This window comes from Domibacillus sp. F004 (genome assembly GCF_057814295.1).
In genome coordinates, this window is record NZ_JBVATB010000002.1 from 179,158 (window position 1) to 201,870 (window position 22,713).

Consider the following 22,713-nt stretch of genomic DNA (forward strand, 5'->3'; position numbering starts at 1 on the left):
AAATATTTTTATTTTTAAGCAGCAGGATTTAAATAGGGTATGAGCGAATATATATGAACATTGAGGGGTATAACGAACTGAATCGTTCATACTACATTTGCATTTTTAAGAGGGGGAATTAGGTTGTTTAAAAAGTTGATAGGAGGTATCCTTTTTCTGCTGCTTATTAGCATGGGGGCTGCAGTATATGCTCAAGATAATAACAGAGTAGAAGGAAATATTTCTAAAAGCAGCGGAAATATTGGAAACGGACTAACGATGGGAGAATTATCAGGTGTTTTGAATACTGATCAAAAAGTAACGGATTTCATTAATGGAAATCGAATGCAATTTGGCATTCAAAATAAAACGGAGAAATTAAAATTAACAAAGAAAACAATAAATAAAGAAACGAATAAAAAGCATTATTTGTACCAATTAACTCATAAAGGAATTCCGGTTTACGGAAACTATGCAGGGGTGCACCTTAATAATCAAAACAAAGTGTATGCGGTGGACAATGATGTAGAGATAAAAGCTATCAATCTACCTACTTCTCCGAATCTGAGCGGTTCACAAGCGATTGCTAACTTAACAACTGCAGTGGAGAAAGAATTGGGGAAAAAGATTGAACTGGGATCCAGTAACGAAATGATGCAAGTAAAAGAACCAAGCGCGAAATTAATCATTTATCCTTCAAATGGAAAACATTATTTGGTTTATGAAACGAAAATCAGCTTTTTAAAACCAACGATCGGAGAATGGGTCGGCTTTGTGGATGCCCATACAGGCCAAATCATTGAAAAGTACAATACGCTGAAAGATTCGAGCGCAACGGAACCTAGTAAAGAAAAGAAAACGCCTTTAAGCTCGTACACTGTTGAAAAAGGTGAAGGGGACAGTAATAATGGCGGGGTTAAAGCATTAAATATTGTGAAAGAAAACGGATGGTATTACTTGGTGGACACAACGAATCCAATGGCTAATGATGGAGCCATTGTCACTCGTGATGAGTTCAGCCGGGAGATTGTTTCCAGCGGTTCTTCTCATTTTAATGATAAGCATGCTGTAGATGCTCATTACAACGCTGACATCGTATATGATTATTATAAAGAAGAATTCGACCGCGACAGCATTGACGGAAAAGGAATGGATATTGTTAGTTATGTGCATGTTCCTGAGTATGGCGCTCCGATGGATAATGCCTATTGGTGGGAGGATGCCATGTGGTACGGAGATGGAGATCAATTGAATTGTTTCAGCTGTGCACTGGATGTCGTCGGCCATGAAATGACGCATGGTGTCACAGAGAAAACGGCAGGCCTTGATTATTGGAAACAATCGGGTGCTTTAAATGAATCCTTTTCTGACATTATTGGATCGCTTATAGACGGAGACTGGGAATTGGGTGAAGAAACAGGGTCTGTAATTCGGGATATGGAAGATCCAAATCGTTATGGCCAGCCAAAACATATGGATGAGTACATGTATATAGAGTGGGATAATGGCGGAGTTCATTTTAATAGCGGGATTCCCAACTTTGCCGCTTATCAGCTGGCGACATCATTAGATCAAAGAGGCTTGGACGGGAAAAAGATTTTAGGTCATATCGCTTATAACTCGTTGAATAATTATCTGCATCCAACTTCTCGATTTTCAGATGCACGGGATGCATTTCTTTTGTCTGTAGATGACTTAACATTCTTGGAAAGTAATCAAAAAGACATTGTAAGAGAAGAAGTGGAAAATGCCTGGGCAGCAGTTGGGCTTCCATTTGGAGAGCAGGCTCTGATTAACTTAGAGGTGAGCGAATCCTCTCTCAATTTAAATGTTGGTGAAACACATCAGCTAACGTTAACAGCTGTTTACTCTGATGGTTCTAGAGAAGACGTAACATCTTTGAGCAACTGGGAGTCAGGCGATCCGGACATAGCAACTGTGGAAGCCGGGCTTGTTGAAAAAATAAACGACGGTGAAACCATCATTTGGGCATCCTATCAGGGAGAAGAAACGGCTGTTGAAATCGTGGAAACGCCTAATGTAAAAGGAAAAGTGAGCGAAGGCCCCTCCTCTGAAGATATAGGAGAAGGCTTAATGTTTATTGAATCAACAGATGGGGATGAGTACGACTATTTTACTTTTGATGAAAACTCAGAATTTAGTTTTTATCTAAAGCCTGGGAAGTATAAAATTACAGCAATGTACTCTTATAAATCTGAAAAGGAAGAATACATTGATATTTTGGATCAACCATTTACGGTTGGCAAAAAAACACTTCAGTTGGATGTCGTCATTCCTCCTGTAACGGTTACAGGTAAAATCGAATTTTCTGACCCTGACATACTTGAACAATATGATGAAATTGGTCTGATTCTTGAAAATAACGACGAGTATTTGTGGATTGACGTTGAAGAAGACGAGTCGTATAAAGGACGCCTTTCAAAGGGTACGTATAACGTTGTCGAGGTTTTTGCTTATACGTCTGATGGTTCTTTAGAGGATCTGCTTATCCCGCTTCATGATTCCATTAAAATTACCAATGAATCAAAAGTGATCGTAAAAAATATTAAAGCAAACGGTGAAACTTCTCTTATACATGTAGATCCAGTAAAGGAAAACAGCACAGCTGTAACAGGCAGCACAGATCCCAATATGACTATTGAGATTTATAATGAATCATCAAAGACAAAGACGATTGGCAAAGGGAAATCAAAATCGGATGGACATTTCTCTGTTAAGATTCCGAAGCAAAAATTGGGCACGATTTTAACGGTTATGGTCAAAGATGCACATGGGAATCTAACAGCCGAAACAGAAATTAAAGTTCAAGATGGCACTCCTCCAGAAGCGCCAAAAGTAGATCGTGTCACTGATCAAAGTGAGGTTGTGGAAGGGACAACAGAATCGAATGCGACGGTAACTGTGAAAGCAGGCACTGAACACTACACAGGAGAAGCGGGTGAAAACGGTCACTTCAGTGTAGCAATTGATAAATTAAAAGCAGGCACGACGATTTTAGTCACAGCAACGGACATAGCAGAAAATATAAGTAAAGAAACGAAAATGGTGGTAGTGGATGGCACAGCGCCGGACGCGCCAACCGTAGATATTGTGAAAGAGCTTCAAAAAGCGGTAACAGGAATGGCGGAACCGGGTGTGACTGTTACGGTTACCCACGGTGGAACAGTTCTTAAATCCGGAAAAGCGGATAAAAACGGAAAATTCTCCGTGAGCGTGAAGATGCCAGCAAAAGGAAGTAAGCTGTCACTCACAGCGAAAGATGCAGCTGGAAACGAAAGTAAAGCGGCAGAGGCCATTGTTCAAGATGGCACAGCGCCGGACGCACCAAAAGTAGATCGTGTCACTGATCAAAGTGCCGCTGTGACGGGAACAACAGAAGCGAATGCGATCGTCACGGTGAAAGCAGGCGCAGATCAGTATACAGGAGAAGCGAATGACCAAGGTGCATTCGATGTAGCTGTCGACCAACTAAAAGCGGGTATAACGATTTTAGTCACGGCAGCCGATGAAGCAGAAAATGTAAGTAAAGAAACGAAAGTCGTTGTAGCGGATATAACGGCTCCGGCTGCACCAGAGGTAGATGATATTACGTCTATGCAAAAGGTTGTAACAGGCAAAACGGAACCTAATGTCACCGTAACGATTAAAAATGAAGCAGGAAAAGTATTGCGTTCCGGTAAATCGAATAAAAACGGAGAATTTAAGCTCAGTATTTCTCCCCAGCCAGCCGGATCTGAAATTTATGTAACCGCAACAGACAGTGCTAAAAACACAAGTGAAGCAACCGTTAAGGTTGTATCATCTGTAGTAATAGGTGTTTTATTACCTTAAGCATGAAGATTTATGTAAATAATAATAAAAAAGCTCACTGAGGATTCCTCAGTGAGCTTTTTTACATCAAATAGCTAAATCTTGAGGGTAAATGAATGGAAAGCCACTTACTTTACTAACTTTCGCCATGAACTGGCATGGTGGACAGCAATTTGACATTCACATTCTTTCCATACCTTTTTCATTTCCGCTTCGGCATATGCAGGACTTTTGCCGAAAAAAGAGATGCCTTCTGCTTCTGCATTCTCGATCGTTTCGACCGCAATTAATACTTTTTTACCAAGCGCTTTGCCGATATTTAATTCATTCTCTGCCGCTTCTATGATTTGATCTGCACGGTCACGGTAGGCCATAATGACGGTATAGTCGGCGGTTTGAATAGCCAGTTCAGCAAGAGACCCGCTACCCCTGGATGGAATTTCATCGTACCAGAAGGGGATATCAATACCGAGAAGAAATCCGCTGGCCGCTGCTTTTTTCAACAGCTTTTCATACCGGTCAATGGCCTGGCTTTGATCATTTTCCCATTCGGGTGATAAATACGGCTCTATATCAAGATGAATGCCATCCCAGTTCAGCCTTTTCACGTTTTGCAAAAAAAGAGCTAGATCTGCTTCTGTATAATCAGGCGATCCATCGAGTGCGTGAACACGAATATTGTGCTTGTGTGCCGCGGTTAAAAAAGAACGGTATGTACTATTTGCCGTATTTGGATCGACTTGAACATACACATCACGCACTTGCTTTTCTTCAAAGAACAGCAGCCATTTTTCCTGTTCGCCATGAAGTATAGACGCATCCCATATCCAGGTTGCATATTCAGGTTCATTCATACGGCAGCCTCCTAAAAAAAGTATCATTACAGCCAAAAGCCATTTTGTTTTCACAAAAGGATCAATCCCCATTCGTTGATTTTCCTATAAGTATAACTGACCACTCCCACGGCTGAAGCATGGGGTTCTTTTTCGCGAACATCCCACTTGCCTTCTTTCATCGAAAGAGGCAGAGGCGGAACTTAGGCGAACAACTCTTGAGAGAAAAACAGTCCTTCAAGAGGGCAAGGTCTGTGCCGACTACGCCATCCGACTGGCGATACATGATTCTTTTTTCGTTCGATCGTTTCGGTGTTTCGTTCTTTGTCTTTGTTCATCTGACAAAAACCGTTTATACCAAACGGGCTGCTTGTAGACAACAGATAATAGCTGCTTCACATCCACGTGGTGTTGTTTGCGGGCAATGTTTTGCGCGCCGTTGACATCACGATGGATTTCTGTTTGGTGAACAGAACAAGTAAAATGTCGTCCTCTGGCATGGTGCCGGCCGCCACAAAACGGACAGTCTTGTGACGTATAGCTTTCTTCTGTTTCTTCCACTTGGATGCCTTTTAACTGCGCCTTATAGGTGAGTTTTTGCTTGATCTTTCCCTGATTCCACAAAGAAAGCTGTTGTCTTCGTTTTTTGTTTGTCCTTTGTTTCTTTTGTCTGTTTGTCTTCGTGTTTTTTTCGATGCCCGATACATGTCCAATCACAAAATTTGTGACGTGTTCTTTTTCTAAAAACGCCACAATTTCTTTCGTTGTTTTATGTTCCAGTTCATGGAGTTGGTTTTTGCTTTTTTGACGAATCCGAATTTTGGCTTGTTTGTACTTTTTCCATTGGTTCGATCCTTTTTTGCAGCGGGACATTTTCTTGCTCAAATCCGCTAATACCTTGGCGCGAAATTGAGAAAGACTGCGCATCGCCCGTCCCGATACTAATAAGGCTTTGTCCTCCGTTGCCACCGTCACCGCATGAATTTCCCCTAAATCGCCACCGGCTACTTTCCTGTCATACGCAGAAAGATCTTTTTCAGGAACTTGAACGGAATAACAAAACCAATACGCTTCGTTTCGCCACACGATTTCCGCATAATTGCACGTTTCAAGATCTTCTTCGGATCGATTGGGAATAACAACTGCTTTGTTTTTCTTCGGAACCATTTCCGTCCACACATTCTTTTTCTTTTTTGTTAACAAGTCTGAAAGGGCGTATCCATATTCGGCTTTTTTAATCGTGATCGTGTCTTTGGAAATGGTCATGGACGCTTTTTTTAAAGGGATACAGTAATAGTACTTTCTCCGCCATGGATATTTGGCTTTTTTGTCCGTTTTTCGCAGCTGCCGGATCGTTTCATGGTTCGCCGCGTACTTATCCGCAATCGCTTGAACCGTTTGAGAATGAAGATCGTAGATTTGTTTTCGAATCGCTTGAATCTCTGTTTTACTCAGCCGTTTTTTACACGTGAAATAATAAGAAGTCGCTTCTCGAACGATGTCATTCCAAACAGAAGCGGCTTCCTGCTGCATCATTCTCAATTCATTGTATAGCTCTTCATCATAAGGAATTCGAAAGGAATGTGTGACAAACATATGGGCGCCCCCTTCCTCACTTGATACGATCATCATAACAGAATGTACGTTCCCTACACAAGGGTAAGCGTCGAAAAAACAAAAAAATCGAACGATTAATGTGCCAAAAGACACACCCCGCTCGACCTCACTCTCATCCCTTGTCTAAAGACGACGGGCTTTCCCGTTCGGAAAATCTGTAAATCGTCCTTATACACCAACAAAGAGTCTTTTTGTTTTTTTTGTGACAGTTCATTTTCCGCTGGAATCTGATTGATTTTCCTATATAATAGAAAAGATGCGTTTTCCGTATATAACCGACAATGAAAGACTCATTATGATATGATAAAAATCTACGAATTTGGAAGGAAAGAGGACTTTTCATTATGAAGAAAGAGAAGACATTTTGGCTGCTTGCTCTGGCATTTCTCATCTGGCAGCCGGTTATCGATGTGCTCACAAGCGCGTCATTGCTTCTGTTAAATGTAAATCTGACCATTGGTGTTATTGCCCGTGCTCTATTTATGGCTGCTATTGTGATAGTGCTACTACTTTTAGCCCGCAGCCATCGTTTGGCGAGAAAATATGTCTTTTATTTAATCGGACTGGCTGTGTTGATCGGTGTGAACATGGCGATGAATTTTAATATAAAAGATCCATATTACATTGCCAGCGAATTGAAGTATTTTAATAAAGTTGTTTATTTCCCTATTGTATTTGTTGGTTTTAACATGCTTTATCTTTATTTAAAGAGAGAACACGAGCCATTTAAAGAAAAAACAACCACGTATTTTCTTTACGCCTCGCTCATTATCAGTGCCGTTTTTATCGTCTCCTTCTTAACAGGGACAAGCATGTCAAACTATTCCCACACAAAAATTGGCTTTACCGGTTGGTTTTTCGCGGGCAACGAAATCGGTGCGATCATGGCAATCATTTTGCCGCTCACCGCACTTTATGCGATTGAACAGACAGATAAGATGAAAGAATGGCGCTACTGGATTCCGTTTGTTTTGCTGGCCGTTTCCATGCAGTTTCTCGGAACAAAAGTAGGCTATGGCGGTATTGTAATCGTCCTGGTTGCGACATTTATTACGATGTTTATCTTCTACATGACGAAAGAACGGACAGAAAAAATACGTTCCAATATGTTACTGTCACTCATTTTATTGGCGGTTCTCGTTGTGACGACACCGATTACGCCTGTCTTCCATAATATGTTTGCGCATTTAAGCTTGTTGAATATTGAATTGGACTTTGGCGAGAAAGAAAAAGAGTACGATCCGGAAACGGGAGAAGAGATTCCGTTCGAGGAGAATGAAGAAGAGCCGGAAGTGACGAATGAACAAATTCAAAATCTTGTTTTCAGCAGCCGTGAAAAATATTTGGCTGATATGAAAGATGACTTTGCGGATGCGCCGATCGAACAAAAATTGTTCGGCATGGGCTTTGCAGGGAATTATGTAGAACCGGGTCCGGGTGTTGGTCCGAAACTGATTGAAATGGATTTCTATGATCTCTTTTTCTCACTCGGTATCGTCGGCTTCCTTTATATGATGTCTGTACCGCTTTACTATGTTGTAAAGTTCATTCTTTATTTCGTCCGTAATATAAAAGAAACATTTACGATTACAAATGTGATGTACAGCGTGTCGTTTATTTTAGCGCTCGGTATTGGCGCTACTGCCGGACATGTGTTAACAGCACCAGCCGTGTCCATTTATGTCGCTGCTGTTATGGCATTGCTTATGGTACGTGAAGGAATTGTAAAAGAATAGTAGGATATAGAATAAAAAACCGCTCTGTTGTCGCGATCAGAGCGGTTTTTTGGTACCTCTTTTTAAAAAGGAGGATTGCAGAGAATAGGCGAGCCTGGTGAATTCTTTCTTTAATTCAGGAAGCTACGATAGAAATGTTAAATGAATGATGACAGGCTATGTTTCACTGATGAAGTTTATTAGTTCTCCCCGATCGACTAACTTTACACCGCTTTTTTTCGCAAGATTGCAGGCGTTTTTTGTAAACGTATTGTTCGTCACGATCCATGCCTCATGGGCCCTGTAATACGTTTTAGCAGAAAAAACTTGCTGGACAGAAGAAACATCAACTTTTTTTTCATATTTTATAACTTGAACAGCGATAAATTTACCGTCTTTTTTTAATAATAAATCCACACCGTACTTACCGGCGGAAGAAGTAATGTCCACTTTATAGCCCATGTTTTTAAACAGCTTTTCTACATACAGTTTAAATTCTATTCTGCGCATGGAATCAATCTTTTTCATACTGGATTGCAGGTTTTCTTTCTGTGTTTCATTATGTCTATTCGATCGTAGATATGCGTATACAGCAACCGAAATAACAATGAGTACGGTAACGATCAAAATTTCTAATCGGGCTTGAATAACTAAGGGAAGAACAAAGTAACTAATAATTAAAAAAGTCATTAATCCTAACAAAGTTTTATCAAAAAGTGTGTCTGTTTCTTTTTTATATTTCATCTAAGCCACCTATCTTATTCCTTTGATGTATTTAAGTGAAGTTAGCTTACTCTTTTATTGTATTCTTTACTGATTTATGTATCTTTATCCAGCGAAGTTGAACAGCCATATATGGCAGCGAATAAAGATGTTATGCGCCAAGTATTGACCATGCGTCATTCCTTCTCTTTACTCGAACGGAAATTTTCATTTCATTCCCTCAAATTTTCCTAATCAGGAAATAATGAAATCCTCTTCTTATTTATAAAATTGTAAATAAATGGGCCCTAGGCACATGGACAATGCTTTAAGCATAAGATGAAGTGCATTGCATTGAAAAAGAGGTAAAGAAAGGTGATAAAAATGGCTAATGTCAGAAAAGAATCACAAGATGAGGCAGGATCACAAGAGGTAAAACTTTCTGTTGGACCTAAAGGGCCGAGAGGACCGAGAGGAAATGCCGGACCACCAGGTCCCGCGGGAGCAGTAGGCCCACAAGGACCTGTGGGAGTAGATGGAAAAGTAGGTCCGCAAGGACCTGCTGGAGCAGACGGAGCAGCAGGACCACAGGGGCCTGTGGGGCCAAGAGGCCCACAAGGACCTGCTGGAGCAGATGGCGCCGTAGGACCGGAAGGTCCGCAAGGACCTATGGGACCTGCAGGCCCGCAAGGACCTAAAGGAGCAGACGGAGTTGAAGGTCCACAGGGGCCTGCGGGAGCAGACGGAGCAGCAGGACCGCAGGGACCTGCAGGGCCAATGGGTCCACAAGGACTTGCGGGAGCAGAGGGACCGCAAGGACCCGAGGGGCCGGCGGGTCCCGAAGGGCCAATGGGACCGGAAGGTCCAGAAGGACCTAAAGGGCCGGCAGGAGGACCGGAAGGCCCGCCAGGACCGGAAGGCCGAGTAGGACCACAGGGACCAGAAGGCCCGGAAGGACCAATGGGGCCAGAAGGTCCACAAGGACCTAAAGGTGATCAGGGACCGGCAGGGGCAGCAAGTACATTAAATGGGCTTGATTCCACTCAATTTTTGCGTTCAGATACATCAGGTACATTGAATGGAGAGTTAACCATTACTCAAGGTTTAACGGTAGATGGAGCTTTTATTCGTTTTCCATTAAGTTCTGTGCCGCCTGCATCCCCTGAAACAGGTATGGTTTTTTACAACACGGCCACTAATAAATTACAAATATTTACAGGTACGATGTGGAGAACACTGTTCACTATGTAAACTATTTTTAAAAAGGTATAAAGAATGTCAGCTAAAAGGGGTCTGGCTCGTCCTTTTTAAAAAAGAATAGATGCAAAAGGTCTAAATGCTCAAGAAGTAAAATAATTAATAAAACAAGGGGAATGTGATTGATCGTCTATTCCTCCGTGTTGCATCTTAAATAGCCTCGGTGAAAAGGAGGAAGATGAATGAGTACCAATAAAAAACGCAAATGCGCGATATGTGGCTGCGAGGAATGTTGCTGTGACTGCCCGCCAGGCCCACCAGGTCCACGGGGAAAACAAGGAGAAGATGGGGAGCGAGGAAGACAAGGAGCGCCGGGAGCACCAGGCAGAGATGGAAGAGATGGAATGCCGGGAACACCAGGAACACCAGGGGCACCAGGGGCACCAGGAACACCAGGAACACCAGGTGCGGGATTACTTGCTGAGTTTCAAGCTTGTGAAAGATTCCCAACAAATGCAACGAGGGGCAGTATTACAGTACCTCTTCAACCGACTCAGCCACCAAATCCCCAGAATATTCCGGGTGTAACTCTTTGCACAGTGACAGTTACAATTAACAACGCAAACAGCCGCGTCTTTCTTACAGGAACGGTTGGCTGGGATTCGAATGCATCGAATCAGGTGGAATTTCTTATTTACAAGGGACCTGTAACGTTCGGTTCTGAGGAATACAGTATAGTGGATGACTCACAGGGAAATCAGCTGATAGCAACAAGCTTCTCACATGTTGACAATGAACGATTTACGGTTGGACAGGTGGTTCAATATACGCTTACTGCTAGACAATTGACCAATAGTGGCAATCAAGCTGTTGTCGTTGGGCCCATTGTATTTACAGCATCAGAAATCTTGCCGAACCCGTAATCATTCAAGCAGGCCTTTATGAAACTGGGCCTGCTTTTTTCTTCCGATCAAACAAGTTTCAATTTGTTCATATAGCATGTTTCAAGAAAATGGAGGAAATGTCAGTTCATCAAGAAGGAGGACGTATGAAGGAGCCTGCAATTGTTCTTTGTGATGATCCTTTTATCGCCTGTTATGAGCAAGTGGTGACGGAGATAGAGTGTCTCCACTTGAGGGAGTTAGCGCGTACTCAGCTTAAGCCTGCTACTATCATTGGACCTTCAGGGCTGCAAGTTTCTAATTTCCGTATTTCGGATAGTACCTGGTTTTCTCATAATTCATATGAAATCGTTCGCCAAGTATCGGAACGGATAGCGTCCATCATTGGACAGCCGCTTCATCATGCTGAGAAGCTCCAAATAGCCAGATATAAAGTGGGCGGGAAATTTGGTGAGCACCTGGATTGTTATAATCCCCTCTCTCAAGCAGGGAAACTTTATATCGATCAAAATGGGCAACGATTGTATACAGCCCTTCTGTATTTGAATACAGTAAAGGAAGGCGGAGAAACGTTTTTTCCGGAGCTTGATCTTGAAATTGCCCCATCTGAAGGCACTTTATTGTTTTTTGAGAATTGTAAAAAGAACACAAACGAATCCAATCCTCTTTCGCGGCATGGAGCACGGCCAGTGAATGAAGGAGAAAAATGGATCGCCACTTTATGGTTTTGTGAAAAACCTCAATATTGAAGACACAACAACAATAAGGGGCTTTTTAGTATAAACATAAAAACTGGATATTCTCTTTAAACATACAAACAGCTGGAAATAAAGGGGATTTCCCCTTCGTTTCCAGCTGTTTTTCATAAAATTAAATCTGATTATTTCTTCTTTTTTTTCACAAACGGTGGTATAATCTTTCAGATAAAGCGGCATTTCCGCCTATAGTCAGCTAAGAATGCAAACAAGCAAGGAGTGGCAAATAAAATGATTGTATGTAAATTTGGTGGAACATCCGTTGCAAGCGCCGAACAAATTAAAAAAGTAGCGGCCATCGTTAAAGAAGAACCGGAACGGAAAGCGGTTGTTGTATCAGCGCCGGGCAAGCGCTTCGGTGATGATATAAAAGTAACGGATTTATTAATTGCCCTTGCTCATGCTTCGTTGCGTGATCAAGATGCAGAAAACGAATTGAAGGCCGTTGTCGACCGGTATGCAGATATTGCACAAGGTCTTGGTCTTGACGATACGATTGTAAACATTATTGAAAAAGATTTGCGCGGACGTTTGGAAGAAAACCGTGACAACCCGCCGCTCTTCATGGATCAGTTGAAGGCGAGCGGTGAAGACAATAATGCAAAATTAATTGCAGCTTATTTTACAAGCATCGGACTAGAGGCTGAATATGTGAATCCGAAAGAAGCAGGACTCATTGTAAGCGATGAGCCAGGTCGTGCGCGCGCCCTTCCAGAAGCATATGAAAACCTGGCAAAGCTTCGTCAAAACAGTAAAATTGTTGTTTTCCCAGGCTTTTTCGGTTACACAAAAGAAGGGGTTATGATGACATTTGCACGTGGGGGATCAGATATTACCGGCTCGATTTTAGCATCTGCGGTGAAAGCGGAGCTGTATGAAAACTTTACAGATGTCGATTCAGTATTCGCAGCAAATCCGAATGTTGTAGACAGTCCCGCTGAAATTAAACGGATGACATACCGTGAAATGCGTGAATTGTCGTATGCAGGCTTCTCTGTTTTTCACGATGAAGCATTAATGCCCGCATTTCAGCATTCTGTTCCAGTTTGTATTAAAAATACGAACAATCCATCTGCACCGGGTACAATGATTGTAGCGGAACGTGAATATTCGAAAAGTCCGGTTATTGGCATTGCCGCCGATAAAGGTTTTTCAACACTCTATGTTAGCAAGTATTTAATGAACCGTGAGCTCGGTTTTGGCCGCAAGCTTTTGCAAATTTTGGAAGATGAAGAAGTGTCTTATGAGCACACACCATCAGGCATTGATGATTTGTCTATTATTGTACGCAGCCACCAGTTAACACCGGAAAAAGAAGATCGTATTTTAGAGCGCTGCCGCAAAGAATTACAAGTAGACAAAGCACACATTGAACACGGTTTTGCCATGATCGTTCTTGTCGGAGAAGGAATGCACAATACACTTGGCCTTTCCGCACGTGCAACGGCAGCTATTTCTCGTGTCGGTGCGAACATTGAAATGATCAATCAAGGCTCATCGGAAGTCAGCCTTGTGTTCGGCATTCAAGAAAAAGATACAGACAACGTATTGCGGGAATTATATGAAGAATTTTTCAGCAAAAGTGCTGTGCTTCAATAAAGATGAAGGCCCCCCGGTGCAGATGCACGGGGGCCTTTTTTATGATTGAGGGGAAATGGACACACTTTGAAAATAAAAAGTCTCTGATTTTCATCAGAGACTAGTCAAACATTATTTTAATTTTTCAAGAATGCTTTTTCCAGACATGCGCGTTCTGTGTGAATCGCTATATGTCTTACGCAAGTTGCGTGTTCCCATGCGATCTTTTACTTTCGGGTAAACGATTGGAGCGATAATAGCACCGTACTTGATTAATTTCTTCAAATTCATCTTTTGTCATCTCCGTTCTAAAAATGTTCATTTACATTACTGTACCCTATTTAAACCAGTTCAAACATTAACTTATTATAACATATATTTCTTTTTTTCTGTAAAGTTGAAGCAAGTTGCCTGTCATACATGGTAAAATAAAGAAAGTTTATAGTGTAAAAAGGGGGAAATTGATTTGAAGAAAATAGTTTCAATATTTTTAGCGTCATTTCTATTTATTGCCGCAATGATGGCTCCTTCAGCAGAAGCAGCCATCGTAAAAGAGGATTATGTTGCACTTGGTGATTCAATTGCCGCAGGACAAACGCCATATAAGACAATCGGCACAGGCTATACAGATATGATTGCGGCAAAGCTGGATAAGCAGGCGGCGCTTGCATCATTTACCAAACGTTTTGCCACTCCAGGTGAAACAAGCACTGGATTATTGGCCAAATTACAAAGTTCGGATGTTCAAGCCGCTGTTAAAAATGCAGAGCTTATCACGATTTCTTCAGGAGCGAATGATTTACTGGCTTTTGTCAATACAGGAAGCAATGATCCGTTAAAAGCTTTAGAAGTTGTAACTAAAGTAAACCAGAATTTGACCGCAAGTATTAAAAAAATAAAATCAATAAATCCAAATGCGGATATTTATCTATTTGGCTACTATTTCCCATATTCAAGCATGGAAGAGGGAGCAAAGAAAGAGAATTTAACGATCGCATTTGACTATTTTAATAGTGAGTTAAAATCGACGGCAAAAGCTCAAGGTGTAACATTTATAGACGTATCTTCTTCGTTTAAAGCAGAATATTTGCCCAATGCAAATGATGTTCATCCGAATGAAGCGGGGTACAAAGTGTTTGCGGACCAATTCTTCAAGGTATGGGATGTTACCACAACACCAGATCCAGGCCCTGTGACACCAAATCCTGGCCCTGTGAAACCAGATCCAGACCCTGCTGCACCGGCAGATCGGTTTAGCGATATTAATAAGCTAAGTTCACAGGCGCGCATTGCCATTATAAAGTTAGCGGAAGCAGGTGTGATCAGCGGAAATATTGACGGCACATTTGCGCCGAAAAGCAATATTACACGTGCAGAAACAGCGATTATTTTAGCGCGTACATTGGATAAAACGGGCACGGCTCCAAATCCTGGATTCTCTGATGTTTCTTCAAAAATGAAGTCGTATACAGCGATTGCGAAACTTACGGAAGCGGGCATTTTTGCTAAAGCACCAAAATTTAATCCGGACAAGCCATTAACCCGAGCGCAGATGGCTCGTGTCTTGACGCAGTCCCTTCACCTTCAAGCAGGAGCGTCTTCCATCTTCAAAGATGTACCAATGAATCATTGGGCGAACGAAGAAATTAATGCTATTTATTCTCGCGGCATAATGAACGGTGGAGCAAACGCGATGTTCTATCCTGAAAACAACATTACACGTGAACAATTTGCTATGACGATGTACAATGTATGGAGTCATTCTCTTATAGGTACTCCTTAACAACGAAATCCGCAAAGAAATCTCTTTGCGGATTTTATTCTGTACATTGCAGGCACAATATGTTAGTATTTGAAAAGTATGAAAACACAATATATAGTATGTGATGAAAAAAAGGTACCAGTAATGGTTTAAAAGGGAATCCGGTTCAATGCCGGAGCTGTCCCCGCAACTGTAAGTGCAGACGAATGCCGAGCCACTGTGAAAACGGGAAGGCGGCAGGAGGACGACGCACAAGCCAGGAGACCTGCCTGTTTTTCTGAAAGCGACACTTTCTTCGGGGGTTGAGAGGTGGAAGCGGCGGATTCCGTTTGTTTCCCCATTTTACCCATTCAGAGCGATAGCTCAGCCGAAGAGGCTGCATCTATCGCTCTTTTTATTTTGTACAAAACAGGAGGAATCATATTGACAATCACAACCATTCCAGCCGTTGATCAGCTGCTGACCCGTTTAACAGACGAATTTGGCCAGGAGAAAATCGGTCCGCTTCTCCGAATCAGCGAACGATGGATAACAAAACATCAGGAATTTAGTGCCTCTGCCTGGTCCAAGGCAATGGTACTCGAGTCGCTTAGCTTTTTAGACGAAGAAGAACCATATTGGACATTCGTTGCTGCACGCATCCATCTGGAGGAAGTTTACCGCGAGCAAGCGGCTAAACGCAAAACCTTGGATGAAAGAGTTTATGAAGATTTCGCTTCTCATGTTCGAATTTTAACAGAGAAAGGCTTATATGATCGCCGTATACTGACCGCTTACACGAAAAGTGAACTTGAAGAAATAGGACGATTATTGCAGCCAGGGCGCGATCAATTATTTACATATATCGGATTGAAAATGTTGATGGACCGCTATGTTGCGTGTGATTTTGACAAGACACCAGCTGAGCTTCCGCAGGAGCGCTGGCTCATGATTGCGATGACATTGATGCAAAATGAAACGGAAAATCGTTTGGAGAAAATTGCTGAATCATACTGGGCAATGAGTAACTTGTACATGACAGTTGCTACACCGACATTGGCGAATGCTGGCAAGCCGTATGGACAGCTGTCGAGCTGCTTTATCGATACAGTCGACGATAGTTTGCAAGGTATTTACGACAGCAACACAGATGTTGCAACCTTATCAAAATACGGCGGCGGCATCGGTGTATATATGGGAAAAGTGCGGAGCCGCGGTTCTTCTATCCGCGGATTTAAAGGGGCATCAAGCGGCGTCATGCCATGGATTAAACAGCTGAATAATACAGCAGTCAGCGTCGATCAGCTCGGCCAGCGTCAAGGAGCCATTGCAGTCTATTTAGATGTTTGGCATAAAGATATTTTTCCATTTTTAGATTTGAAATTGAACAATGGTGATGAACGTCTTCGTGCCCATGATATTTTCACAGGCATTTGCCTGCCGGATGTGTTTATGGAGCAAGTCAAAGCGCGCGGCGATTGGCACTTATTTGATCCGCATGAAGTGCGGACGGTGATGGGTTTTTCATTGGAAGACTACTATGATGAAAAACGGGGTGAAGGGTCGTTCCGCACGAAATATGAGCAATGCGTCAACGATGACCGATTATCACGTGAAACGGTTCAGGCGATTGACATCATGAAGCGTATTATGCGCTCACAGCTTGAAACAGGCGTCCCCTTCATGTTTTACCGTGATGAAGTAAATCGCCGTAATGCCAACAAACATGAAGGCATGATTTACTCAAGTAATTTGTGTACTGAAATCGCTCAGAATACGAGTGCGACGTTATTTGAATCGATTCAGCTGGAAGATGATGTGATTGTAACACGTAAAAAACCAGGCGACTTCGTTGTGTGTAATTTGTCGTCGATTAACCTTGGCAGAGCGGTGCCGGCGGATGTATTGGATCGTTTGATCAGAATACAAGTACGGATGCTTGATAACGTTATTGATTTGAATATGATTCCGGTTCCGCAGGCGGAGCGGACGAACAGTCGTTACCGAGGTATTGGGCTAGGCACGTTCGGATGGCATCATCTCCTGGCACTGAAGGGCGTTCGCTGGGAAGCGGATGAAGCGGTTGAATACGCGGATTCACTTTATGAACACATTGCCCGTTTGACGATTGAGGCATCGATGGAACTGGCGAAAGAAAAAGGAGCCTATCCGTTATTTGCCGGATCTGATTGGGAAACAGGCGCTTATTTTGAGATGCGTGGCTACGAAAGTTCAGAATGGAATGAACTTCGCGCGAATGTACGTGAAAATGGGATGCGAAACGGCTATTTGATGGCTGTTGCACCGAACTCATCGACATCGATTATTGCGGGAAGTACAGCAAGTATCGATCCGATTTTCCAAAAGAGTTACTCGGAAGAAAAGAAAGATTACAAAATTCCCGTGACGGTTCCGGATTTGAATTCCGAGACGACATGGTACTACAAGTCTGCGTACTTTATCGATCAGCAGTGGACGCTCCGTCAAAATGCAGCGCGTCAGCGTCATATCGATCAAGGCGTGTCATTGAATTTGTACGTTCAAAATACGATTAAAGCGAAAGAATTGCTTGATTTGCATTTAACTGCGTGGGAAAGCAGATTGAAGACGACGTATTATGTTCGTTCGACATCGGTTGAGCTGCTTGAATGTGAATCGTGCTCGAGTTAAGGAGGATGTTGTTATGACAATGATGGAGAAGCGCAAATTAATGGACAAAGACGCACCAAACCGTTCGACGGCGATTGTGAACGGCCGGTCGTCAAACGTGCTGAACTGGGACGATGTGAAATTTGATTGGGCCTATCCAAAATATAAGCGGATGCTTGGGAATTTCTGGACCCCGTTTGAGATTAATATGGGAACGGATGTGAAGCAGTTTCCAGAGTTAACCGATTCGGAGCGGGAAGCGTTTTTGAAAACAATTGGTTTGCTTGCGCTGCTTGATAGTATTCAGACGGATTATGCAGGCAAAGTGGCGGATTATCTAACCGATTCAAGCTTGCAGGCATTGATGATTATTTTGGCCCAGCAAGAAGTGATTCATAATCACAGCTATTCGTATGTTTTGTCAAGTTTAGTAACGAAATCGGAACAGGATCGTGTGTTTGATTACTGGAGAAGTGAGCCAGTGCTTGAGAAACGCAATGATTTTGTGATGAAGGGATACGACTCGTTCGTGAGGCAGCCAACTGTGGAAAATATGCTTGAGTCGATTGTGTATGATGTGATTTTGGAAGGATTATTCTTTTATTCGGGATTTGCGTTCTTTTATCATTTGGCACGCCACCAGAAAATGGTGGCGACGAGTACGATGATCAATTACATTAACCGCGACGAGCAGCTTCACGTTGATTTATTCGTGAAAATTTATCGTGAATTGCTGACGGAATATCCGGAGCTGGATACGGACGAACGTGCCGCTGAAGTCGAAGCGATTTTCCGTGAAGCAGCGGCGCTTGAAGTGGAATGGGCGCGCGAAGTGATTGGAGACAAAATTGATGGCCTCGATGTAGAAGAGGTGGAGGCGTACATTTATTTTTACGCGAATGTCCGCTGCAGTCAGCTTGGCTACGATAAACCGTTCCCGGATTACCGCAAAAATCCATTGAAATGGATTAAAGCATATGAAGATGTTGATCTTGGCAAAACGGATTTCTTTGAACAGCGCTCACGGCAATACGTCAAAGTGAACGTGCAGGACAATGGATTTGACGAATTATAATATTCTTGAACGGCTTCCATTTTGGGAGCCGTTTTTTTTGTAAGAAAACAGCGCATAATATTCCGAAATACACCTTAAATTTGACGTTTGAATAAGGATACATTTAGCCGGGGTGAAAATTATTTTTTCTCTGTTTGGAAGACTATTCACCATTATTTACGGATTCGACATTTACTTCTTACACTGGCTAAAGATGCTATTTTAAAGGAGGAATTTTTATTTATGCGCAAGAAGCCTTTTTATTTACTCATTTTAGCCAGCTGTTTATCTGTCTTTATCCTCATGTTCCTCACTTCACCTGCCCTGGCAGTAAAAATATCGGCATCTAAGAAAGATACAGCTGCACCAATTATAACTCATACACCGGCTGAAAGCCTCTCCTCAGGAAACGATATGGTGATTCGTGCTTTGGTCAAGGATGAAACAGAGATGGATCATGTGAAAGTATATTACAAAGGATCAGAAAGCAGAAAATGGCTGGAGAAAGAGATGACAAAAAGGAAAGGCGATCAGTTTGAAGCGGTGATCGGCAAAGAAGAACTTTTATCTAAGGAAGTTAAGTACCGTCTGGAAGCATTTGACGGTCACCATACGGCAAAAACAAAAGAATATACGGTCAAGATAGAAGGAATGGATTATGATCCGCAGCAAGTGCCGTCCCTTCTTGTAACCGAGCTGGTTCCGAATTCGGACGATGTACACAGCCTCGACGGATATGAATTTATTGAGGTGTACAATAACCTGAACGAAGAGGTGAATTTAAAGGATTATAAAATTCGTTACCGCTATCCGGGAGAAGGTTCAGAAGCTGATTTAGTCTGGAAACCCGGTAAAGAAGATGTTGTTTTGCAGGCAGGTGAAGTTATGGTGTACTGGATTATCAATGCGGGCAATCAAGATAAAACGATTGGAGACTTTAATAAAGCATACGGCGTTAATTTAACAGAAAATGTAAACATCGTGAAAGTACATTCGAATGGAATGGCAAACGACAGCCACCGTGGCGTAGCGATTGCCATGAACACAGGGGAAGATATTTCAGCTGCTTACTATAATGATGAACCGAATGTAGATGACACGGATGCAAATAAAGGAATTTTCTACACATTTCCTCGCGTGGCGGGCGTGAAAGAGATGGAGAAATACAGCAGTGCAAGCGAAGAGGCTACACCGGGCACCGTCGCCTACATACAGGTACCGCCCGTGAAGCGATCAGGAATGTTTGATTCGATAGAGCCAGTAGTAGAAGACTTAACGGAAACAGCTCCTATTTCTGCACGCCACAATGTCACATTAACATTTGATGTTACCGACGATCAGTCGGTCAAAACGGTCCGCCTATTATACAAAACAGGAGAGGAAGCCCGGTATACATCGGTTGATTTAACAAGAGATGAAGCAACCAGTTTGTTTTTTCATACGGTGTATTCACCTGATTTACTTGGCAAAAAGAAGTTGGACTATTATGTACACGTTTCCGATGGAACAAATATCGTTGAAACGGACCCGACAGGCATCGCTATTTTAAATGACGATACAGAAAAAACCGGATTAAATGTGGAGGATGGCTCGGTTTTAAGTAAAACGGTTACGATTAAAGCTTTCGGAGCCAATTCGCAGCTTTCAATTGACCGGAAAGAAGTGACAAGTAAGACAGAGCCAGCGTTAGCGGCACAGGTATACTTTGCGTTTGATGTTAAGAAAGTCAATGTGTATTTTCAAAATGGCATTACAATTGGCGACAAAACATTGCACATTTTCGATGACACGATTAATCAATATAAGACGATGACCGTGCCGCTCAACCCCAATCAGTTTTCAATAGGGAAAGAAACGAAAATTTCGATTCGTGCAGGCACGAAAGTATCCCCGTTTGATACAAACTCAGAGGGAAATAAGGACGATTTTTACATAAAAAATGTTCGTCTTGTCCTGGAGGATGGAACGACTTTGTACGATCCCCGATACAACAATATTACTCAGGAAATAAGCATGGGTGACGGCGGGAGTGCAAAGCCGATGGTCGAATTTCGCTATACATTGCCGGATCAATTATTTACAGCGAAAGCATATAAATGGGATACTAGGCAGATTTCAGAAGGGAATCATGTGATTAAAGCGGATGGTACTGTTCCTGCAGAGGCCCAGGTTATTGTCGATAACAGTGCGCCGGTGATTACGCCATCGGTTGAAGAAGGAAAGGAATATAAAGGAAGCTTTACCATTCAGGCAGAAGCCAAAGATACCTATGCGGATGTTGAAAACGTCACCGCTTTATTGGACGGAAAAGAAATAATATTGCCATTGGAAACCTCTTCGGCCAAAATGGCTGCCGGTGTTCATACCGTCGAGTTTACAGCTGTAGATCGTGCTGGAAATGAAGCGGGAAAATCGATTTCGTTTACGGTTGTGCAAGAAAAACCATATGATCCTGAAATAAAGTCGCCTCTGAACGGATTGGAACAGGTTCATCCCGATCACGCAAAGCTTCAGGTAAAGGTAACCGATCCGACAAAAGACAGTTTGGATGTTGATTTTTACCGAGGTTTTAAGTACGGAGGAGCGGATGCAGAAGTCACTGTTTATGAAAACAGCGCCGACCGTGAGCCGCCAGCCCAGCTTTCGCCGCCAGATGAAACAACTGTAAAAGATAAAGTGAAACTGTCAAAAGCAGATGGAGAATACATTGAAACTTCTTCTGTAGAAAAATTTCCTTACCATCGTTTTGAAGTAGCTGTTGATCAAAAAGTTGATGTAAATGATGAAATTAAAATAAATTGGGAAGGAAAATCGCTTATCGGCCGGAAAGTGTCGATGTATGTATGGGATTATAAAAAGAAGAAGTGGGAAAGGCAGGAATGGAAAATTGCAAGGGACAGTCAAAATTTCACTCTCTCCGGCAGCGTAAAGGGCATTGATTATGTGAAGAACGGAAAAATGCAGGTAATAGTCCAAGATGAAATTGCCTCAACAACCGAGTTTGATTACTCTTTTGTCTGGATGTCTGACACACAGTATTATTCAAAAAGCTATCCGCACATTTTTGACCGAATGACAAAATGGATAGCGGAAAAAAAAGAAGCAATGAAATTAAAGTACGTATTCCATACGGGCGATCTTGTAGATGAAGCAGATCAGCCGATTCAATGGGAGCGTGCAGATACATTTATGCATACGCTTGACGATGCATTGATCCCTTATGGCGTACTGGCAGGCAACCACGATGTAGGGCATAAAACAGGTGACTATAATGAATACAGCAAATATTTTGGTGAACATCGTTTTGCGGGGCAAAAGCATTACGGGGAGTCGTATAAAAACAATCGCGGCCATTACGACTTAATCAGTTCAAATGGAAATGACTTTATCATGCTGTACATGGGCTGGGGAATAAATGATAAAGACATCACCTGGCTGAATAAAGTGCTCGCTGAGTATCAGGACCGTAAAGCGATTCTCAACTTTCATGAGTACTTGCTCGTTTCTGGAACCCGCAGCCCGATTGGCGACAAATTATTCAATGAAGTCGTGAAAACAAACGCAAATGTCATTGCTGTCTTGTCAGGTCATTACCATGACAGTGAAACACTTATTGATGAAATTGATGATAATCGGGATGGCAAAATGGACCGAAAAGTCTATCAAATGCTTGCTGATTATCAGGGTGGGCCTGAAGGAGGACAAGGTTTCCTTCGTTTAATGAAAGTGAATCCGATTGAAAACAAAATTTATATGCAGACGTATTCGCCGTATTTGGATCAATACAACTATTATAATCCCGGAGATTATCCGGGCAAGGATGAGTTTGTCATTGAAACGGATTTAACGCCGAAGGAAAAAGTCGTGGCAACAGATCTGTTTAACGTGGAAGTATTCACGGATGAAAAAATTGACTCACAAGCAAACATAAAAGATGGGGGCTTAGCGAAAGCAAAATGGAAAAACCTTAAGCATTCCACACAGTACGACTGGTATGTAAAAGTAAAGGATTCTTATGGAGGCGAGGTACGTTCAGACGTCTGGTCCTTTAAAACCGGCTCGCAAGGAATCGGCGACCGCAATAATGAGCATTGATCAGAATGACAAAAGGACAAAACACGATCACCTGTTGACAAAGATCTTGTTATGGATTTGACAAA

14 protein-coding genes and 1 riboswitch are annotated in these 22,713 nt (G+C 42.3%); of the genes, 10 read left to right on the forward strand and 4 right to left on the reverse strand.

Annotation, left to right across the window (positions count from 1 at the left end; all coding sequences use genetic code 11):
* Positions 1 to 123 precede the first annotated feature (123 nt).
* On the forward strand, positions 124 to 3,831 hold the full coding sequence (locus ACZYRN_RS06465) for an Ig-like domain-containing protein (protein WP_488910711.1): 3,708 nt from the start codon (positions 124 to 126) through the stop codon (positions 3,829 to 3,831).
* A 107-nt stretch (positions 3,832 to 3,938) separates the two neighbouring features.
* Here ACZYRN_RS06465 and ACZYRN_RS06470 read toward each other — a convergent pair whose 3' ends face one another.
* Positions 3,939 to 4,664 carry a hypothetical protein gene (locus tag ACZYRN_RS06470; RefSeq protein ID WP_488910712.1) on the reverse strand — a complete coding sequence of 242 codons (726 nt, stop codon included), beginning with the start codon at positions 4,662 to 4,664 and terminating at the stop codon, positions 3,939 to 3,941.
* 240 nt (positions 4,665 to 4,904) lie between these two features.
* Positions 4,905 to 6,239 (reverse strand): RNA-guided endonuclease InsQ/TnpB family protein, encoded by a 1,335-nt coding sequence (locus tag ACZYRN_RS06475; protein WP_488910713.1) that lies wholly within the window; start codon positions 6,237 to 6,239, stop codon positions 4,905 to 4,907.
* 365 nt (positions 6,240 to 6,604) lie between these two features.
* On the opposite strand from ACZYRN_RS06475, the gene ACZYRN_RS06480 reads away from it, so the two are divergent.
* The gene (locus ACZYRN_RS06480; protein ID WP_488910714.1) at positions 6,605 to 7,996 is read left to right on the forward strand and encodes an O-antigen ligase family protein; all 1,392 of its coding nucleotides are present in this window, start codon (positions 6,605 to 6,607) and stop codon (positions 7,994 to 7,996) included.
* A 156-nt stretch (positions 7,997 to 8,152) separates the two neighbouring features.
* On the opposite strand, the gene ACZYRN_RS06485 is transcribed toward ACZYRN_RS06480, so the two are convergent.
* Positions 8,153 to 8,719 carry a restriction endonuclease gene (locus tag ACZYRN_RS06485; RefSeq protein WP_488910715.1) on the reverse strand — a complete coding sequence of 189 codons (567 nt, stop codon included), beginning with the start codon at positions 8,717 to 8,719 and terminating at the stop codon, positions 8,153 to 8,155.
* Positions 8,720 to 9,061: 342 nt separating this feature from the next.
* On the opposite strand from ACZYRN_RS06485, the gene ACZYRN_RS06490 reads away from it, so the two are divergent.
* The 4 genes from ACZYRN_RS06490 (at position 9,062) to ACZYRN_RS06505 (ending at position 13,130) form a co-directional block, all read left to right on the forward strand.
* On the forward strand, positions 9,062 to 9,928 hold the full coding sequence (locus ACZYRN_RS06490) for a collagen-like domain-containing protein (protein WP_488910716.1): 867 nt from the start codon (positions 9,062 to 9,064) through the stop codon (positions 9,926 to 9,928).
* Between the two features lie 188 nt (positions 9,929 to 10,116).
* On the forward strand, positions 10,117 to 10,797 hold the full coding sequence (locus ACZYRN_RS06495; protein ID WP_488910717.1) for a collagen-like triple helix repeat-containing protein: 681 nt from the start codon (positions 10,117 to 10,119) through the stop codon (positions 10,795 to 10,797).
* 98 nt (positions 10,798 to 10,895) lie between these two features.
* Positions 10,896 to 11,525, forward strand: coding sequence for a prolyl hydroxylase family protein (locus ACZYRN_RS06500; protein ID WP_488910718.1), 630 nt, complete (start codon positions 10,896 to 10,898; stop codon positions 11,523 to 11,525).
* A 237-nt stretch (positions 11,526 to 11,762) separates the two neighbouring features.
* The gene (locus ACZYRN_RS06505; protein WP_488910719.1) at positions 11,763 to 13,130 is read left to right on the forward strand and encodes an aspartate kinase; all 1,368 of its coding nucleotides are present in this window, start codon (positions 11,763 to 11,765) and stop codon (positions 13,128 to 13,130) included.
* Positions 13,131 to 13,241: 111 nt separating this feature from the next.
* Here the strand turns inward: ACZYRN_RS06505 and ACZYRN_RS06510 are convergent, their stop codons facing one another.
* The gene (locus ACZYRN_RS06510; protein ID WP_018394700.1) at positions 13,242 to 13,400 is read right to left on the reverse strand and encodes a hypothetical protein; all 159 of its coding nucleotides are present in this window, start codon (positions 13,398 to 13,400) and stop codon (positions 13,242 to 13,244) included.
* A 175-nt stretch (positions 13,401 to 13,575) separates the two neighbouring features.
* Here ACZYRN_RS06510 and ACZYRN_RS06515 point away from each other — a divergent pair, with 175 nt between their 5' ends.
* From ACZYRN_RS06515 to ACZYRN_RS06530, 4 genes are all read left to right on the forward strand, one after another.
* The gene (locus ACZYRN_RS06515; protein WP_488910720.1) at positions 13,576 to 14,892 is read left to right on the forward strand and encodes an S-layer homology domain-containing protein; all 1,317 of its coding nucleotides are present in this window, start codon (positions 13,576 to 13,578) and stop codon (positions 14,890 to 14,892) included.
* A gap of 95 nt (positions 14,893 to 14,987) precedes the next feature.
* Positions 14,988 to 15,158: riboswitch (cobalamin riboswitch) on the forward strand.
* A 151-nt stretch (positions 15,159 to 15,309) separates the two neighbouring features.
* Positions 15,310 to 17,520, forward strand: coding sequence for a ribonucleoside-diphosphate reductase subunit alpha (locus tag ACZYRN_RS06520; protein ID WP_488911123.1), 2,211 nt, complete (start codon positions 15,310 to 15,312; stop codon positions 17,518 to 17,520).
* 13 nt (positions 17,521 to 17,533) lie between these two features.
* On the forward strand, positions 17,534 to 18,574 hold the full coding sequence (locus ACZYRN_RS06525) for a ribonucleotide-diphosphate reductase subunit beta (protein WP_488910721.1): 1,041 nt from the start codon (positions 17,534 to 17,536) through the stop codon (positions 18,572 to 18,574).
* A gap of 222 nt (positions 18,575 to 18,796) precedes the next feature.
* Entirely contained in the window at positions 18,797 to 22,648 is a 3,852-nt protein-coding gene (locus ACZYRN_RS06530; protein WP_488910722.1) for a metallophosphoesterase, read from the forward strand.
* The last annotated feature ends 65 nt before the right edge of the window (positions 22,649 to 22,713 follow it).

Bases quoted from the DNA above. Each gene is read 5' to 3' on its own strand.
- ACZYRN_RS06505 (WP_488910719.1), top strand. From the start codon at position 11,763: ATGATTGTATGTAAATTTGGTGGAACATCCGTTGCAAGCGCCGAACAA.
- ACZYRN_RS06475 (WP_488910713.1), bottom strand. From the start codon at position 6,239: ATGTTTGTCACACATTCCTTTCGAATTCCTTATGATGAAGAGCTATAC.
- ACZYRN_RS06485 (WP_488910715.1), bottom strand. From the start codon at position 8,719: ATGAAATATAAAAAAGAAACAGACACACTTTTTGATAAAACTTTGTTA.
- ACZYRN_RS06510 (WP_018394700.1), bottom strand. From the start codon at position 13,400: ATGAATTTGAAGAAATTAATCAAGTACGGTGCTATTATCGCTCCAATC.
- ACZYRN_RS06490 (WP_488910716.1), top strand. From the start codon at position 9,062: ATGGCTAATGTCAGAAAAGAATCACAAGATGAGGCAGGATCACAAGAG.
- ACZYRN_RS06530 (WP_488910722.1), top strand. From the start codon at position 18,797: ATGCGCAAGAAGCCTTTTTATTTACTCATTTTAGCCAGCTGTTTATCT.
- ACZYRN_RS06470 (WP_488910712.1), bottom strand. From the start codon at position 4,664: ATGAATGAACCTGAATATGCAACCTGGATATGGGATGCGTCTATACTT.
- ACZYRN_RS06500 (WP_488910718.1), top strand. From the start codon at position 10,896: ATGTCAGTTCATCAAGAAGGAGGACGTATGAAGGAGCCTGCAATTGTT.
- ACZYRN_RS06495 (WP_488910717.1), top strand. From the start codon at position 10,117: ATGAGTACCAATAAAAAACGCAAATGCGCGATATGTGGCTGCGAGGAA.
- ACZYRN_RS06480 (WP_488910714.1), top strand. From the start codon at position 6,605: ATGAAGAAAGAGAAGACATTTTGGCTGCTTGCTCTGGCATTTCTCATC.
- ACZYRN_RS06525 (WP_488910721.1), top strand. From the start codon at position 17,534: ATGACAATGATGGAGAAGCGCAAATTAATGGACAAAGACGCACCAAAC.